We start from the raw sequence: 14,794 nt of genomic DNA, 5'->3' as shown, positions 1-14,794 counted from the left end.
CGCCGGGGATCAGGTGGGGAGGGTGCTCAGGGGGTGAGGCCCTTGCCGCGCAGCCAGGCCAGCGGGTCGATGCCGCCCGCGCTGCCGTCGGGGTGCACCTCGAGGTGCAGGTGGGCGCCCGTCACGTTGCCCGTGGCGCCGACGCGGCCGATGACGTCACCGGTGTTGACCTTCTGGCCGACGCTGACGCTGATCGAGGACTGGTGGGCGAACCAGATCTCGGTGCCGTCGTCGAGGGTGAGCTCGGTCTTGTAGCCGTAGGAGCCGTCCCAGCCGGCGAAGGTGATCGTGCCGGAGTGGACGGCCTTGATCAGGGTGCCGGTCGGCGCGGCGAAGTCGAGGCCCGTGTGGTGCCCGGACGACCAGTAGGCGCCGGCCTCACCGAACGTCGAGGTGAGGGTGTACGAAGAGGTCGGCAGCGTGTACTGCTTGGCCAGCTCGGCGAGACGCTCGGCCTCGGCCTTCTTGCGGGCCTCCTCCTCGGCGGCGGCCTTCGCGGCGGCGGCCTTCTCCTTGGCCTCCTTCTCCGCCTTGGCGGCCGCCTCGGCGACCTCCTTCTCGGCGGCGGCGACGGCGGCCGCGGCGGCCTTGCTGTCGACCTGGTCCTGCTGGAACTCGGCCTGGGCGATGATCCGGCTGCGCAGCGCCTCACCGGCGTCGGAGCCGCTCCGGGCGGTCTCCTCGCCGGTCTCGCCCATGGTGCTGAGGGCGGTGGTGGTGTCGCCCGCGGCGGAGTCGTCGTCGGAGATCAGGGGCAGGTCGGGAAGGGTGATGGCGACCGGCGGCTTGCCGCTCTGCGCGGTGGCCATGCCGCCCGCGCCGACGGCCGCTATGACGCCGACGCCGAGAACCGTGGAGCTGCGGGCGAGTCCCCCGCCGCGCTGCTTGGAGACGCGGTGCCTGCCGCGCACGGGGCGGAGGGACTCCGCGGTGGGGTTCCACTCCTCGAAGGGGCCGTCGTCGGTGCGGTCGTAGCCGAAGGTGTCGGCGGTGCGCTGACCGGGTACGAACGGGGCATGGGGAGCAGGACGGTTCGACGCCACGTGGGCGTACTCCTTTCCTTCCTTCTCGCCTACCGGGTTAGCTGACGGGTTCGGAGCAGGAAGGTCTCCTACGCGCGTATACGTACCGTGATGTCACGGTGGTATCCGCGCGATTCACCCCAAGGTGGTGGTTCCCCGGTTCCTTCGCAGGATTCGGCGCGTGCGCACGGAGCCGCCTCTTGTGACGGCTGGGACGACCGCGCTGCGTTATCGAACGTTAATAGACGCGGGGTACGGATTCCAAGCCGTTCCACTTGATCATTAACGTTTTCCGGCTGGACTTACGGGTCATGAGCGGGCCAAATCGGGCGAGTTGCTCTCGTCGATTCGCCCATCCGTTTCTGACGGTGTATCAGTCGTTATGCGGAGGGGATTCGTTCACTCACCGTCCGTGAGAGACGTCAGGGGCGGCGCACGGCCAGGAGGGCCAGATCGTCCGCCATGCCGCCCCCGGAGTGCCGGCGTGCCTCGGCCGCCAGCGTCCCGAGCAGCACGGCCGGTTCGCGCAGCGCGTCGGCCCGCCCCGCCAGAGCCTGCTCGGGGTCGTAGAAGCGGCCTGTGCGGTCGCGTGCCTCCGACAGCCCGTCGGTGTAGAGCAGCAGCGTCGCCCCGCTCGGGAACTCGGCCTCGTCGGCCCGGTCGGGCCAGGTGCCGAGCCAGCCCATGCCGAGCGGCAGCGCGGGATCGCTCGCGGACAGCGGCCGCACGGCTCCGTCGGCGTACAGCAGCAGCGGCGGGGGGTGCCCCCGGTTGACGACACGCACCTTCGGCGCGCCGTGCGGCAGTTCGGCGAGGACGGCGGTGGTGAAGCCCTCGCGGGGGTCCCCTCCGTCGCTCCGGCCGCTCTCGCGTGCCAGGGCCCGCTCCAGCCGCTGCGCGACCGCCTCCAGGGTGGTCTCCTGCTCGGCGGCCTCCTGGAAGGCCCCGATCATGGCGGCGACGGCGCCGACCGCGCCGAGCCCCTTGCCGCGCACGTCGCCCACGATCATCCGGACGCCGTGCGGGGTGTCCTGCACGGCGTACAGGTCGCCGCCGATGGAGGCGTCCTCCTGGGCCGCCTCGTAGAGCGCGGCCACCTGGAACCCGCCGACCCGTTCGGCCGGTTCGGGCAGGAGGGCGCGCTGGACGGCCTCGGCGACACGGCGGGCGGAGGCCAGGCGTTCGCCGCTGCGGCGGACGAGGACGTTGATGACGACGGCGAGCGCGGAGACGACGACCACGGTGACCAGTTCGGTGACCGCCTCCACCGTCTCCAGCCCGCCGACGGTGAACCGCACGACGAGCAGCGCGCAGACGGCGGCGGCCCCGGTGCACACCGTGCCGTGCAGCGAGTAGAGGGGGGCGGCGACGAGGGGCGCGGCGGTGAGGAAGGGGGCGCCGGAGAACGCGAGGGGGGAGGCGAAGTCGTAGGCCAGTCCGGCCGCGATCAGCAGGGCGGGCAGCGCCCGGACCGACCGGCGCACGTACGAGATTCGCCCTTCCTCCACCTGACCAGGGTTGCCGAAGCGGTGGCGGCGGGCGAGCGGGGTCGTCCGACCGGGGGGACACGGCCGGGGACGGCCCGGAAAACACTCAGGGCCGGAACTGATGAGTTCCGGCCCTGAGCCTTCAGTAGCGGGGACAGGATTTGAACCTGCGACCTCTGGGTTATGAGCCCAGCGAGCTACCGAGCTGCTCCACCCCGCGTCGATGTGTCCATAGTACGCCATCTCCGGGACCCGCCGTGCACGCCCTTGCGCGGGCCCCGCCGGCCGGCGCTTTCGCGGCCGGGCCGGGGCCCGGGTCACACGGGCAGCGCCGGACGGGTGTCAGGGCGCCAGGTGGGCGTTGGGAGCCGCGGCCCGGCCCGCGTACTCGGGCAGCACGAGCACGTCCACCCCTTCGGCGGCCAGCATCCCGCTGCCGTCGGCGTCGGTGACGAAGGTGTCCGGCTCGCGCCAGGCCGTCACCACCCGCCGCACCCCGGCCGCCAGGATCAGCCGGGCGCAGGGCGTGGGCCGGGAGGTACGGTGCGTGCAGGGCTCCAGGCTGCTGTAGACGGTGGCGCCGGCCAGTCTCGGGTCGCCGGGCGCGATCTTGGCGAGGGCCGCCTCCTCGGCGTGCACGACGGGGTCGCCGGCCTCCCGGGAGTGGCCCCGCGCCAGCTCCGTGCCGTCCGCGGCGACCACGACCGCCCCGACGCTGAACGCGGTGGGCGAGGGCGGGCACTGTGCGGCCAGGTCGCAGGCGAGGGCCAGCCAGTGCCGGTCCGCGGCGGCCGGGAGGACGCCGGTGCCGGGGGCGGTCGGCTCGTAGCGCGTCAGCACCACGTCCTCGATGCGCCGGGTCTCCACCAGCCGGAGCCGGCCCCCCTGGTACCCGCCGGGCCCGAAGAGCCGGGGTGCCCGGAGGTCGCCCACGAACAGCGGCGCGAGCACCAGCTGCAGTTCGTCGGCGAGTCCCTGGCGCAGCAGCTGCGTGTGGACGGTGCCGCCGCCCTCCACCATCAGCCGCTCGACGCCGCGCGCCTCGCGCAGGTGGGTCAGCAGAGCCCGCCAGTCCAGGTCGTCGCCGAGGGCGACGACCTCGGCGGCGACGGGTTCCTCCCGCAGCCGGCGCGCGCCCTTCTCCGTCGTGTAGACGACCTTCTCGCCGCCGGTGTGCCAGAAGTTCGCCGCCGGGTCCAGCTCGCCGGACGCGCTGACGGTGACCTTCAGCGGGTAGGCGGGCTTGCCCCGCGCGGTGCGGGCGGCGCGCCGCTCGGCCGAGTTCACGAGCAGCCGGGGGTTGTCCGCGCGGATGGTGCCGGCACCGACGAGGATGGCGTCCACGGAGGCCCGCACCTCGTCGACCCGGTCGAAGTCGGCCGGACCGGACAGCAGCAGCCGGTCGGGGCCGGTGTCGTCGAGGTAGCCGTCGAGGGAGACGGCGGCGGACAGCAGGACGTAGGGGTACGACGGCATCGGCGCGCTCTCCCGCTCGGCGATCGGGGCTTGGTTCAAGTTTGAAACAAACCTACACTGGACACATGACGACTCGCTGGCTCACTCCCGAGGAGCAGCGCGCCTGGCGCGCCTACATCGCCGCCGCCGCGCTCGTGGAGGACGCGCTGGACCGGCAGCTCCAGCAGGAGGCCGGCATGCCCCATCTGTATTACTCCATTCTCGCCACCCTGTCCGACGCCCCGGAGCGGCGGCTGCGCATGACCGACCTCGCCGAGCGGCTGAAGATCACCCGCAGCCGGCTGACGTACGGCGTCTCGCGGCTGGAGAAGGACGGGCTGGTGCGGCGCGAGGACTGCCCCGAGGACAAGCGGGGCAGCGTCGCGGCCCTCACCGACGAGGGGATGCGGCTCCTGGAGCGCGCGGCGCCCGGACATGTGGACACCGTACGGTCGCTGATCTTCGACCGGCTGTCCCCGGAGCAGGTCGGGCAGCTCGAGGAGATCTTCACGGCGATCGGCTCGGGCCTCCAGGGCGACTGCGGCCACGCCACCGGGGACGAGGTGCCGTGGCGCCGGCGCGCGTCGAAGCCGTGCTCGTGACGCACACCGCGAGGACGCGTGACCCGGAGTTATTGCTTCAAAGTTCAAGCACAGGATAAGGTCACTCTCCCGAGCTGCTTCAAATCTGAAGCAGAAAGCCGCACGGAACCCGGAGACCCGTATGCCCGACTCCACCGCAGCCGCCACCCAGCGCGCCCGTGTCCGGGTCCCGCTGCGCTTCCAGGACGGCTACACCGCCGACGCCGAACTGGTCACCTTCCACGGCCTGGCCGACGGCCTGGAGCACGTGGCCGTCGTCCTCGGCACCCCCGAGCCCGGCACCACCCCGCTGGTCCGCCTCCACTCCGAGTGCCTGACCGGCGACGTCTTCGGCTCGGCCCGCTGTGACTGCGGCCCCCAGCTTCGCGAGGCCGTCGAGCGCATCGCACAGCGCGGCGGCGTGCTGCTGTATCTGCGCCAGGAGGGCCGCGGCATCGGCCTCTACAACAAGCTGGACGCCTACGCCCTCCAGGACGAGGGCCTCGACACCTACGCCGCGAACGCCGCGCTGGGCCTGCCCGAGGACGCCCGCGACTACACGGCGGCGGCCCAGATGCTGACCGCCCTCGGCATCGGAGAGCTGGACCTGCTCTCCAACAATCCCGACAAGGCCGACCAGTTGCGCGCACTCGGCATCCTGGTCGACCACCGCGTCCCCACCGGCGTCTTCGCCACCCCGGACAACGTCCGCTACCTGCGCGCGAAGGTCCTCCAGACCCAGCACACACTGCCGCTGGGCGACCTGGCGGGGGTTGGCCTGGCCTAGAGGGCCACCCCCTGGGCCCGGGATGCGGGGTGATCATCCCGTCCGCGGCACCGCCCACCGGCGCCTGGAAACCCCGTCCGGCCCGAGGAGTTGCCCGTCCGGCAACGTCACCGCTGTCCGCCGGGCGTCGTTCAGAGGCGGAGCAGTCGTTGGGTGATCTCCCGGTACTGCCTCAGCGCGAGGTGGAGTTCGGCGGTCTGCGTTTCGGGGTCCTGGTCCTGCCAACCCGCGCGGAGGGTACGCCGTTGTTCGGCGAGGACGGCCATGAGCTGGGCGGTGGCTTCGTCGAAGGCGCCTTCGGCCTCCTCCAGTGACTCACGCGGAGCGTCGGGGAACGTGTTGAGTGCCCGCCCGAGGCGCCGGACGATCTTGTCCCGCTCGTCCGACGGGAGCAGCGGTGCCGGGCCGGAGGCGCGGCGTTCCGCGGCGCCGCGGTGCTGGTCCGCGGGCTGTTGGGCGCGTGTCTGGTCGTACATCGAGTGCCGCTTTCCCGTGCGTTGTGCCGGTTTCCCGGAGCGGCGCGGCGCTGGGCCGTGCCACCCGCCGACGTCCGGCGTCGACCCCTGTTCAGCGCGATGCCGCCTGCGAAGCAGACGCGGTTGTCACGCGGCCTGGAGTACGGTGGCGAAGACGGGGCGCTTTCATTTCGTATGCCGGAACTCGGCCGGATCGGATCACCCACTCGTGTTCCAGCCGTCGTGTTCCAGTAGGTCCACCAGACCACATTCCTTCCCTCTTTACAGCATTTACCGCACGCCTCCCGTTCTCCGGGCAGCCCCTGACTCCGGCCGCGCCATCCGCATCAGGCAGGAGCCCCGCATGCCGATCAGCCGGATCCCGTCGCACACCGCTACGCCCCCGGCCGGGTGCACGAGGCGTGCGCCGGCCGCGTCCTGCCCGCGTCACCGCCCGCCGGCCCGACGCCGACCACCCACCCTCGTACGGCAGTTGGCAGGAGCCTCCATGACGACCGCACCGCAATCCCCGCTCCCCTCCCATCTCCGGCTTCGTCTGCGCCTGGCTCCTCACAGCGGCATGCCCCGGCCCGTCGACGGGGCGTGGTGGCCCCGTTCGTACGACCTGTTAGCCGAACTCCCTCTGCTGCTCGCCGGGTTGCCGCGCGCGTGGGGCCACATCACCAGCGTCACGGTCAACGGGGCGACCTGGCCCTCGGTGCCCGGCCGGATGCTCGTCTCCAACCAGGTCGTACGGCTGCACAGGACCCTCACGGCGTCCGCCACGCACACCATCGTCCTGCTCGCGCCCGGCCGGGGGCGCTGGGACCTGGTGGTCGTGCCGCCCGATACGACCGAGGAGGCCGCGGAACCTCTCATGGCGGCCGCGGCGGACGGTCAGGCGTGACCCGACCCGCCATGTACCGCCCGGTCGAGCCGGCCCGCGGGACCGTGCGGGTATGCCGCGCGGGTGGGGCCATGGTGCCGTCCAAGCGGGTTGCTCCGTCGGCACCCGCGCGGTGGCGGCGAAGCTCCGCGACCCGACGGGCGACCCCGGGTGAGGAGGCGACGACGCGGGCCTCGGCGTGCCCGTCGAAGGGACCGAGCGCCATCGGCCGGGGAGTACCGTGAAAGGAGGAAGCGACTCGGCTTCCTCGTTCCCGGCAGGCAGGCGAGTGCGATGTCCGACCCCGGCTCCCCGCGTGTGACCAGGCTCCTGCCGGACGCCATCCACGAGGCCGCACAGCCCGGGACGGCTGTCGTACGGCTGGAGACGACACACAACCGGCAGGGAGTGCTCGACGGGGCATGGTGGCCGCGTTCCCGCGACGTCGCCACCGAGCTTCCCCATCTGATCACCGCCCTGACCGAGTACCTCGGGCCCGTCACACGCGTCGGCCTGGACGCCGACGCCTGGGAAGAGCTGCCGACGCGGATCACCATCGACGACCGTGTCATCCACATCGACTCCTCCCGGATCGGCGACGACACCGTCCTCATCACCCGGGGCGCGCAGGATCTCTTCTCCCTCCTGGTGGTCCCGCCGCACGCGACGCCCGACGCCGCGCGTGCGGCCATGGCCGAGGCCGTCCGCACCGGCAGCGCGGCCCAGGCCGAACAGATCCTCGTCGACACCGGCACCGCCCGACAGGACCCAGGCGCCGCGGAAGGCCCCCGGGCCCGCCGCGACCAGGTCAGGCCGGACGCCGGGAGCCCGGCCTGATCGACAGGACACACCCCCAGGTCCACCTAGGGCCTTTCGTTCGGATCATTCCGGCGTCGCGGGGCCTGGCACGCACATCTGCGGCGTTGTCGTCACTCGCCGACGCTCCGCGTCGACTCCCTCCTCCGCCTTGCAGCCGCACGCACCAGACCCCGCTCGGGCACGTCACCATGTCCCGTCGGCCACAGCCGGGCTGATCCAAACGAAAGGCCCTAGGCCCGGCCCTGCCGGACCGCCCGAGGCGCGGGAACCGGGGGGCCGCTCTCCCGGGAAAGGGTCAGCACGCAAGGAGCGCCCCGCCCGGGCAGCCCTGGCAGCTCTCCGTGATTCCGCCAGCCCCAGGACTCGTACGCGGCCTGTCCGGCCAGGTCCGCCGGGTGGAGGAGGGCGACCCCGAGTGCGGCGTGCCGGTCGGCGAGGAGGCGCTGTTGCAGGAGGCGGCCGATGTCGCGGTGCCGGCCGTGGCACTGCGCCACGACCTGGGTGAGGAGCAGGAACCCGGTACCGCCGGTGAGCCGCCCGATGCACTCCCGCAGCCCTCGCTCGGACCGGCCGCCGGGGCCCACCGGAAATCCGAAGGCACATCCCACCGGCACCGTCGTCTCGGCGAGCAGCAACGCGAACCCGGTCCGTCGCGCGCTGACGGCAAGCCGCCACAGGAAGTCGAGCCGTTCTCGGTGCGCCCGTCCGGAGGATCCCGGCACGGGTTCCACCACCAGGTCGGCGATGTCCTCGCTCATCCCCTCCAACTGCAGGCGGGTCAGCCGGCGCAGCCGAATCCCCTCCTTGACCGCCGGAGCAGCCGCACGGTCGCCGGACGAGTGTGCCCCTCCGGCCGACGCGGATGCGCCCGTCAGGTCGTGGAGCGGCGCGGGTGGCATCGGCTGGGCCGGGGCCGGCAGCAGGTGAGCGGAGCCGGTGCCTGCGAGAAGCCGGGTGATCTGCGCGCACGGGTGGTGCAGCCTCAGCGCGGCGTGCACCCGCTCGGCACGCCGTGACGCCGTCAGGAACACGTCCAGGCCCTTGGCGTCGCAGGAGCCGACGGCGGTGAGATCGACGTCGATGACGGTCATGCCGTCGCGCAGGCACTGCTCCAGAGCGGCCCGCAGCAGGGGTGCCGTGGCCGGCCCCCCCTCGCCCAGGAGCGCGACCAGGGCCCGCTCCCCCTTGTCCCGCCGGTGGATGTCCAGCCGCCGCACCGCCCTCACCCCGTCCCTCGACGGGGATTCCCAACGACCGTGGACCTGCGCGGAGTTGCAGTGATCGCGGCGTACATGATGCCGACCCGTCTCCGTACCGTCCGCGCGGGCGGCCCGGGGTTCGTCTCCCGCCGAGGACGACCCGGCAAAACGGCCGGAATGCGCGATGCCCTCGGTCCTTCCACCGTACGCCGCCGACGGCCTCGGCCCGCAGTACCGGGCGGGCCCGTCCGAACCGAGCGCGCCGCCTGCCGAGGGCTCATGGAGACGTCCAGGGCAGGCGGCCCACTGGTGAGGCACACTGCCTGGCTTCACGCCCGCTTCGAGTACCCGCCGGGGCCGGGCCGCACACAACCCGCCGCAGGTGCGCACACGTCCCGCTCACGCACGGGCCGGAGAACGAAGCAGCGCCCGACCCGGCCGAAGCCGACTCAGGCGCTGCCCAGCAGGTCGGGGGCTATCTCCCCCGCCTGCGACCCGTAGGCCCTGTGGGACTCGAACCCACAACCAATGGATTAAAAGTCCACTGCTCTGCCAATTGAGCTAAGGGCCCAGGCGATGACGCCACCCCGAGCATAGCCGCACGTGGCCGCCGAGCCGATCGGGTATCGGTGTGACGGCCCTGTCGGCGGGGTGGGCGCGCCCGTCGGACGAGTGCGCCCACGCCGGTGCGTCGGGACGTCAGAAAAGGCCCCTGTAGCCGTTCCAGCCGCTCGCGATCCTCACCCGCGAGCCGAACGGCCCCGTGCCGTCGGCCGTTGTCGCGATGCAGGGTGCCGGCGGTGTCCCGCGACACGAGGTCGACCCGGCCGGTCAGGTCAGCGGGCGCGGTGAGGACGTCGTACGCGTTCCACCGCGAGCCGAGGGGCGTGTGGCTGCTCGACGAGGTGTACGGGGCACCGCACTTGCCGGCGCAGCTCGCCGCTCGGCATGCGTACCAGCATCTCGGCGCACCGGTCCTCCCCATACAGCCGAAGGGCCCGCACGACGTGAGTCGTACGGGCCCTTCGGCGATCAGTCGGCGTCAGCCGTTGCGCTTCCAGCGCGGCTTGTCCTCGCCGCGGCCGAACGAACCGGCGCCCCGGTGGTCGTCACGACGGCCGTACGGACGCTCGTGGCCGCCGGCGCGGAAGCCCGGACGGTCGTCACGGCGGTCGCGGTTGAAGGGACGGTCGCTGCCCCGGTGACCACCGCGCTCGTCGCGGCGCTCGAAGGAACGCCCGGCACCGCGGTCGTCACGGCGGAAGCCGCCACGGTCGTCACGGCGCTCGAAGCCACGGGCACCTCGGTCGTCACGACGCTCGAACGAACGGGCACCACGGTCGCCACCCCGGTCACCGCGGTCACCGCGGTCGTCGCGACGGAAACCGCCACGGTCGTCACGACGCTCGAAGGAACGCCCGGCACCGCGGTCGTCACGACGCTCGAACGAACGCCCACCACGGTCGCCACCCCGGTCACCCCGGTCACCGCGGTCGTCGCGGCGGAAACCGCCACGGTCGTCACGGCGCTCGAAGCCACGGTCGCGGTCCCTGTCACGGTCCCGGTTGAAGCCACCGCGGTCGTCGCGGCGCTCGAAGGAGCGCCCGCCGCGGTCACGGTCGAAGGACCGCTCACGGTCGCGGTTGAAGCCGCCACGGTCACGGCGCTCGTACGGCGCCGGGGCCTCCGCGCGCTCGGCCCGGTCCACGTCCTGGGCGGCCGGCTGCTCGGGAACCGACACCTCGACGGCCTCGACCGCCGCCGCCTGCGCCTCGGCCACCGCGGCCTCGGGGTCCTCCCCGCGCTCACGGGCGACCCGGGCGACCAGCCGGTCGGCCTCCTCGCGCAGCTCGGCCGCGCGGCGCTGCGCCCGCTCCAGCTGCTTGGTGAGCTGGGCGACCTCGCGCTCGGCCTGCTGCGCGGCGTTGCCCGCGGACTCGGCCTGGACCTCGGTCATCGACCGGGCGCCGGTGATCTCGGCGACCTCCGGGTCGAAGGCCGCACCGCCCTGGATGATGTGGCGCGAGGCGTCCACGCCCGCGTCCTCCATCAGACGGAAGATCTGACGCCGCTGGTGCGGCAGGGAGAGGGAGACCACCGTGCCGGTACGGCCGGCACGCGCGGTGCGGCCCGCGCGGTGCAGGTAGTCCTTGTGGTCGCCGGCCGGGTCGACGTTCAGCACCAGGTCGATGCCGTCGACGTGGATGCCGCGCGCGGCGACGTCGGTGGCGACGAGCGCGTTGACGTAGCCGTCCTTGAAGTCGGCCAGCGTCCGGGTCCGGGCGCCCTGCGTCATGCCGCCGTGCAGCGCGTCCGCCTTCACACCGGAGTCGCGCAGCTGCTCGGCGATGCGGTCGGCGCCCAGCTGGGTGCGCACGAAGATGATCGTGCGGCCCTTGCGGGAGGCGATGGCCGCGGTGACCGGCGCCTTGTCCTTGGGCTTCACGATCAGGATGTGGTGCGACATGGTCGTGACGTTGCCCTGGGCGCTGTCGACCTCGTGCGTGACCGGGTTGCTCAGGTAGCGCTTGACCAGCGTGGAGATCTCGTTCTCCATCGTGGCGGAGAACAGCATCCGCTGGCCGCCCGCCGGGACCTGGTCGAGCAGCTCGGTGACCTCGGGCAGGAAGCCCAGGTCGGACATCTGGTCGGCCTCGTCGAGAACGGCGACCTCGACGTTCTCCAGGGAGCAGGCGCCGCGGTTGATGATGTCGCGCAGTCGGCCCGGAGTGGCGACGAGGACGTCGACGCCGCGCTCCAGTGCGTAGATCTGGTTGCCCATGGACGTACCGCCGCAGACGACCTTCATCTTCAGGCCGAGGACGTCGCCGTAGGGCTGGAGGGCGTCCGCCACCTGCATGGCGAGCTCACGGGTCGGGGTGAGGATGACCGCGCGCGGCTTGTGCTTCTCGGTGCGGCCGCCGGACAGGCGCGCCAGCGTCGGCAGGCCGAACGACAGCGTCTTGCCGGAGCCGGTTCGGCCGCGGCCGAGGATGTCCTTGCCGGCCAGGGCGTCCGGGATGGTCGCGGCCTGGATCGGGAAGGGGGTGGTCACGCCGTTCTGCGCGAGCTTGCGCACGACGCCCTCGGGGAGGCCGAGGGCCGCGAAGGTGACCGTGGGGGTCTCCTCGACGGGCTCGTTCTCGTCGTTCTCGGGCACGACGACGTGATCAGTACTGGAAATGGACATGCGTATGCGAAACCTTCCGGAGTCTCGTCGGCACGCGCCCGTCAACTCCGTGATTCGCAATAAGACCGCCTCAATGCGGTCAGCCACGGCAAGGGAGAGTACGCGCCACACGGCGCGCTCTGTGGTGGCGCCGGGCAAATGGGATCAAACGATCTACCACCATACGCACCCCTCACCCCTCAAGGCAAACCGGCCGTCAACCATGTAGTCAACGTCACTCGCCGGACCACCCCCACCGGCCCCCGGCCGGCCCCCCACCCGACCCCGCTACGTCACGCGGGCGCCTGCGCCGCCGGAGCGGGCTCGCGCTGCACGAGCTGCGGCGCCGTCTCCTCGTGCGCCGACGACGACGGCTCCGCCGTCGGGGGCGTCGGCGTCGGGGTCGACGGCTCCTGCGTCGGCGTGGGCTCGGGCTCCGCCGTCCGGGTGGGCTCCGGATCGGCCGGCCGGGTGGGGCGCGGCCCGTCGGTCCGCCCCGGCTGCGCCGGACCACCGCCGGCCGGCTTCGACGGGCTCGCCTTCGCGGACGGCGAGTCCGACGGCCCGGCCGACTCACCGCCCTTCCTCCGCCCGTCCTTGCCCTTCCGCTTCCCCCGCTTGCCGTCCACGTCCGCGTGCGGGCCGAACCCGGATCCGCCGCCCTCCCCGGCGGGTCCCCCGTCGGGCGCCTCGCCCCCGCGCTGCCCGGTGGAGTGCGACGGCTTGGCACTCCCCCCGGCGCCGTCGTCACCGACACTCATACAGCCGGCGAGGGCGGCCACGGCCACGGCCGTCGCGGCCAGTCGGACAGGTACGTACAGAGGGCGCACGCGAGCCACCTCCAAGGGCGGGCGAAGAAGTCAACCTGCCCAACTCCCGTCGCCCACAAGAAGACACGCGCCGCGCCCGGGCCCAGGGGGCCACCCCTCACCCGTACCCGAGGGCGTGCAGCCGCTCGTCGTCGATCCCGAAGTGGTGGGCGATCTCGTGGACCACGGTGACCTCGGTCTCCTCGACGACCTCCTCCCGCGACGCGCACATCCGCAGCGTCGGCCCCCGGTAGATGGTGATGCGGTCCGGGAGCACCCCGGCGTACCACTCGCCCCGCTCGGTCAGCGGCGTACCCTCGTACAAACCGAGGAGCTCCGGGTCGTCGGCGGGCGGTTCGTCCTCGACGAACACCGCGACGTTGTCCATCAGCCGCGTCAGCTCCGGCGGGATCCGGTCCAGCGCCTCGGCGACCAGTTCCTCGAACTCCTCGCGCGTCATCTCCAGCACAGGCCCATTGTCCGGCACGGCACCGCTCCCGAGGAGCCGCCGATGGCCCCGCATATCCGGTGACGGACTTGGGCATACGGCATCAATGGCCCGCGTCCCCGCGATCATGAAAGTTCTCGCCCACCTCCCCAGGGCACCACGCGCCCTCGCCGACCGCTACGCCACGCGCCGACCGCACCCCGAACCCGAGCTCGTCGCCCAGCCCCACCCCTGGATGCGCGCCCTCGGTCTCGTCGCCGTCGTCCTCGTCGGCGCCTGGCTCGGCCTGCTCGTCGTCGGCAACGTCCGGGTGCCGGTCGGGCCGATGAACACCACGATGACGCTGCGGCCCTCCTTCACCGGCGGCACCAAGATCAACATCTCGCCGCTCGGCGCGCTCCAGTTCGACAGCCACGTCGCCCCCGTCCGGCTGGACGTCAACGTCGACCAGCTCGACCCCGAACGCGCCCAGGCCCTCGTCGACCACCCCGAGCGCCTCTCCGGCCTCCAGGACGAGGTGACCCAGGACGTCTCCGACGGCACCCTCGACCTCGCCCTGCGCAGTGTCGTCGCCGTCGTCACCGGCGCCACCGCGCTCGGCCTGGTCGTGTACCGGCGCCCCCGCCGCGCCCTGGCCGCCGGCGGGCTCGCCCTCACCCTGCTGGCCGCGTCCGGCGGGACGGCGTACGCGACCTGGAACCCGGAGTCCGTCCTGGAGCCGAAGTTCTCGGGGCTGCTGTCCTCCGCCCCGTCCCTGGTCGGCGACGCGCGCAGCATCGTCACGGAATTCGACGTCTACCAGAAGGAGCTGGCGCGTCTGGTCACCAACGTGACCAAGCTCTACGACGCCACGTCCACGCTCCCCGCGTACGCCCCGGACCCGACCACGATCCGCGTCCTGCACGTCTCCGACATCCATCTCAACCCGGCGAGCTGGAAGATCATCGCCTCCCTGGTGGAGCAGTACAAGGTCGACGTGATCGTCGACTCGGGCGACACCATGGACCACGGCACGGCCGCCGAGAACGGTTTCCTCGACCCGATCGAGGATCTCGGCGCCCCGTACGTCTGGGTGCGCGGCAACCACGACTCCCGCGTCACCCAGCGCTATCTGGAGGGCCTGAACAACGCCCACGTCCTGGACGACGGCGAGGCCGTGACCATCCGGGGGCTGCGGTTCGCCGGGACGGGCGATCCCCAGTTCACCCCCGACCGCTCCCAGGCCCCCGGAGGCGACGCGGCGAACGAACTCGCCGGCGCCCGGCTCGCCACCGCCCTGCGCGACCAGAAGGCCGCCGGCACCCCCGTGGACGTGGCGATCGCCCATGAGCCCGTGGCGGCCCGCCAGACCGACGGCGAGGTCCCGCTGGCCCTGGCCGGTCACATCCACCAGGAGAAGACCGAGGTGCTGCCGTACGGCACCCGGCTGCGGGTCGAGGGCTCCACCGGGGGCAGCGGGCTGCGCGCGGTCGAGGGCAAGCACCCCGATCCCATCCAGGCCTCGATCCTCTACTTCGACCGCGACACCCGGCGGCTGCAGGCGTGGGACGAGATCGAACTCGGCGGCCTCGGACTGACCACCGCGGAGGTGCGCCGGCACCTGGTGGAGGAGAACCAGCCGGGCGCGCCGGACCGCGAGAGCGCGTCCCCCGGCGCAAGCCCGTAAACCGTTTTGGC

Annotated in this window: 13 protein-coding genes, 2 tRNA genes and 1 riboswitch; of the genes, 5 read left to right on the top strand and 10 right to left on the bottom strand. The window is 72.7% G+C overall.

Features of this window, described 5'->3' with window-relative positions; genetic code table 11:
- Positions 1-26: 26 nt before the first annotated feature.
- From ABZ899_RS21060 to ABZ899_RS21045, 4 genes are all read right to left on the bottom strand, one after another.
- Complete coding sequence (locus tag ABZ899_RS21060) at positions 27-1,043, bottom strand: M23 family metallopeptidase (protein ID WP_361348170.1); 1,017 nt, start codon at positions 1,041-1,043, stop codon at positions 27-29.
- Positions 1,044-1,054: 11 nt separating this feature from the next.
- Positions 1,055-1,212: riboswitch (cyclic di-AMP (ydaO/yuaA leader) on the bottom strand.
- A 232-nt stretch (positions 1,213-1,444) separates the two neighbouring features.
- Complete coding sequence (locus ABZ899_RS21055; protein ID WP_361348168.1) at positions 1,445-2,530, bottom strand: PP2C family protein-serine/threonine phosphatase; 1,086 nt, start codon at positions 2,528-2,530, stop codon at positions 1,445-1,447.
- Positions 2,531-2,655: 125 nt separating this feature from the next.
- Positions 2,656-2,729: transfer RNA gene (locus ABZ899_RS21050), tRNA-Met, on the bottom strand.
- A gap of 122 nt (positions 2,730-2,851) precedes the next feature.
- Positions 2,852-3,985 carry a dihydrofolate reductase family protein gene (locus ABZ899_RS21045; protein ID WP_361348246.1) on the bottom strand — a complete coding sequence of 378 codons (1,134 nt, stop codon included), beginning with the start codon at positions 3,983-3,985 and terminating at the stop codon, positions 2,852-2,854.
- 65 nt (positions 3,986-4,050) lie between these two features.
- On the opposite strand from ABZ899_RS21045, the gene ABZ899_RS21040 reads away from it, so the two are divergent.
- Positions 4,051-4,566 carry a MarR family transcriptional regulator gene (locus tag ABZ899_RS21040; RefSeq protein WP_361348165.1) on the top strand — a complete coding sequence of 172 codons (516 nt, stop codon included), beginning with the start codon at positions 4,051-4,053 and terminating at the stop codon, positions 4,564-4,566.
- A gap of 121 nt (positions 4,567-4,687) precedes the next feature.
- Positions 4,688-5,332 carry a GTP cyclohydrolase II gene (gene ribA / locus ABZ899_RS21035; protein ID WP_361348162.1) on the top strand — a complete coding sequence of 215 codons (645 nt, stop codon included), beginning with the start codon at positions 4,688-4,690 and terminating at the stop codon, positions 5,330-5,332.
- A gap of 131 nt (positions 5,333-5,463) precedes the next feature.
- On the opposite strand, the gene ABZ899_RS21030 is transcribed toward ribA, so the two are convergent.
- Positions 5,464-5,808, bottom strand: coding sequence for a hypothetical protein (locus ABZ899_RS21030; protein ID WP_361348159.1), 345 nt, complete (start codon positions 5,806-5,808; stop codon positions 5,464-5,466).
- Between the two features lie 487 nt (positions 5,809-6,295).
- Between ABZ899_RS21030 and ABZ899_RS21025 the strand changes: the two genes are divergently transcribed.
- Positions 6,296-6,694, top strand: a complete 399-nt coding sequence (locus ABZ899_RS21025) for a DUF5994 family protein (protein ID WP_361348156.1) — start codon at positions 6,296-6,298, stop codon at positions 6,692-6,694.
- 273 nt (positions 6,695-6,967) lie between these two features.
- Positions 6,968-7,510, top strand: a complete 543-nt coding sequence (locus tag ABZ899_RS21020; protein ID WP_361348153.1) for a DUF5994 family protein — start codon at positions 6,968-6,970, stop codon at positions 7,508-7,510.
- 212 nt (positions 7,511-7,722) lie between these two features.
- Here the strand turns inward: ABZ899_RS21020 and ABZ899_RS21015 are convergent, their stop codons facing one another.
- The 5 genes from ABZ899_RS21015 to ABZ899_RS20995 form a co-directional block, all read right to left on the bottom strand.
- On the bottom strand, positions 7,723-8,709 hold the full coding sequence (locus ABZ899_RS21015; protein WP_361348150.1) for an STAS domain-containing protein: 987 nt from the start codon (positions 8,707-8,709) through the stop codon (positions 7,723-7,725).
- Positions 8,710-9,189: 480 nt separating this feature from the next.
- Positions 9,190-9,262: transfer RNA gene (locus ABZ899_RS21010), tRNA-Lys, on the bottom strand.
- Between the two features lie 471 nt (positions 9,263-9,733).
- Positions 9,734-11,881 carry a DEAD/DEAH box helicase gene (locus tag ABZ899_RS21005; protein WP_361348147.1) on the bottom strand — a complete coding sequence of 716 codons (2,148 nt, stop codon included), beginning with the start codon at positions 11,879-11,881 and terminating at the stop codon, positions 9,734-9,736.
- Positions 11,882-12,153: 272 nt separating this feature from the next.
- On the bottom strand, positions 12,154-12,690 hold the full coding sequence (locus tag ABZ899_RS21000) for a hypothetical protein (RefSeq protein WP_361348145.1): 537 nt from the start codon (positions 12,688-12,690) through the stop codon (positions 12,154-12,156).
- Between the two features lie 97 nt (positions 12,691-12,787).
- Positions 12,788-13,138 carry a metallopeptidase family protein gene (locus ABZ899_RS20995; protein WP_062673344.1) on the bottom strand — a complete coding sequence of 117 codons (351 nt, stop codon included), beginning with the start codon at positions 13,136-13,138 and terminating at the stop codon, positions 12,788-12,790.
- A gap of 85 nt (positions 13,139-13,223) precedes the next feature.
- Between ABZ899_RS20995 and ABZ899_RS20990 the strand changes: the two genes are divergently transcribed.
- Complete coding sequence (locus tag ABZ899_RS20990) at positions 13,224-14,783, top strand: metallophosphoesterase (RefSeq protein WP_361348142.1); 1,560 nt, start codon at positions 13,224-13,226, stop codon at positions 14,781-14,783.
- Positions 14,784-14,794: the final 11 nt, after the last annotated feature.

It is taken from the genome of Streptomyces sp. NPDC046859, assembly GCF_040645135.1.
Taxonomy (GTDB): Bacteria; Actinomycetota; Actinomycetes; order Streptomycetales; family Streptomycetaceae; genus Streptomyces.
Note: the sequence above shows the minus strand (reverse complement) of the source record. Positions and strands in the feature narration are given on the sequence as shown.